Source organism: Pseudomonas sp. P5_B2, from assembly GCF_056400445.1.
On sequence record NZ_JBFULH010000769.1, the window covers coordinates 1 to 1,738 of the forward strand.

Genomic DNA, 1,738 nt, shown 5'->3' on the forward strand with positions numbered 1-1,738 from the left:
GCCAGGAGACGACCATGAGCAGCACGCACGCCCAGAAAAATTTGCTTGAGCATTACGTAAAAAAGATCCTCGCCGCGCCGGTGTATGACCTGGCGATCCGTACGCCGTTGCAATCGGCGCCCGCGCTCTCCGAGGTGTTGGGTAATCAGATCCTGCTCAAGCGCGAGGACTTGCAACCAACGTTTTCCTTCAAGATTCGCGGCGCCTACAACAAGCTGGTGCAACTCAGTGATGAGCAAAAGGCGCGCGGCGTGATCACCGCGTCGGCGGGCAATCATGCCCAGGGAGTAGCGCTGGCGGCGAAAGTGTTAGCAATTGCCGCGACCATCGTCATGCCGTGTACTACGCCGGAACTGAAAGTGCTCGGGGTTCGAAGTCGTGGGGCGGAGGCTGTGCTGCACGGCGAGAGTTTTCCGTTCGCCCTCGACTATGCGTTGAGCCTGGCCCAACAAACCGGTTGCACCTTTGTTTCGCCCTTCGACGACCCGGACGTGATCGCCGGGCAGGGCACCGTGGCGATGGAGATCCTGCGCCAACATCAAGGCCCGCTCGACGCGATCTTTGTGCCGGTGGGCGGTGGAGGTTTGATCGCAGGCATCGCCGCGTACGTCAAATACCTGCGACCTGAAGTGCGCATCATCGGCGTCGAGTCAGAACATTCGGCGTGTTTGGCGGCAGCGCTACAAGCGGGTGAGCGGGTTGTGCTGCCGAGCGTCGGCACTTTCGCCGATGGGGTGGCGGTGGCGCAGATCGGCACTTATGGCTTCGAAGTCTGCCGGTTTTGCGTTGATGAGGTGTTGACGGTCAGTAACGACGAACTGTGCGCCGCCATCAAGAATATCTACGACGATACGCGCTCGATCACCGAAGCGTCCGGCGCGCTGGCGGTAGCGGGCATCAAAAAATACGTCGCGCAAACCGGTGTCCGTGGTCAGACGCTGGTGGCCATCGATTCGGGGGCCAACATCAATTTCGACAGCTTGCGCCATGTGGCCGAGCGCGCAGCGTCAAGCTGCGCGCCAGCGTGATGCGGGGTGAAGTTATTCCTGAACGGCTTTCTCAACCTTGCTCGACGCCGACCAGATTCGATAGCGGACTTCGATGTCTTTTGGCACGTAAAGCACGATCGGCAACTTACTGTTGTAGCGCAGCAAGAAACCGTCGCCGGATACGGGTACGAATTCTTTTTTGCTCGTGCCGTCCGGGCAGGCCATGAGTGTGCTCATCGGGCCGATGACTTTTTCCAGCCGGTAGAACGGGTAGCCCCAGCCTTCCAGGTTTTTCTCGTCAAGCATCCCGCCCAGACGTTGGCGGTTGCAGTCCACGGTCAGAGTCTTGCCAGCAAGGATTTCGACCTGGAAGTCGTCCTCTTTGGTTTGTGGGGCGAGGTGAATGACCTGGCGGGTAAAGCCGCTTTCCGGTTTGGGGAAGGGAGCGATGGATTCAAGCGTTGCGCCATGAGCGATGCTCGACAGCCCGGTAACCATTAGTCCGACAGTCGTCGTAAATGTCATAGTACCCATGATGCCTCCTTGCTTGTAATCAATTTGTGGCGCCATTCTTACTGTGCTGTGGCGCCAATGCAATCTCGCTGCGATCAGTCTGCAAAATGCAGTAGCGCCGTCGACCTTTCTTGCAGATTGCACGATGGTTTTTTGCAGCTTAGGTGCTAAGCCATTGATTTGCCAATGAGCTGCACAGCGAAATTCCAGGCATGTTTTATGCTTTAACTGTTCTT

At 57.7% G+C, this 1,738-nt stretch carries 1 protein-coding gene and 1 pseudogene; one reads left to right on the plus strand and one right to left on the minus strand.

What is annotated here, in order from left to right:
• Nucleotides 1–14: 14 nt before the first annotated feature.
• Nucleotides 15–1,004: pseudogene (gene ilvA, locus AC1DRJ_RS26580) on the plus strand (threonine ammonia-lyase, biosynthetic); the annotation flags it as partial.
• Between the two features lie 36 nt (nt 1,005–1,040).
• On the opposite strand, the gene eco reads toward ilvA, so the two are convergent.
• On the minus strand, nt 1,041–1,523 hold the full coding sequence (gene eco / locus AC1DRJ_RS26585) for a serine protease inhibitor ecotin (RefSeq protein ID WP_477804770.1): 483 nt from the start codon (nt 1,521–1,523) through the stop codon (nt 1,041–1,043).
• Between the last annotated feature and the right edge of the window lie 215 nt (nt 1,524–1,738).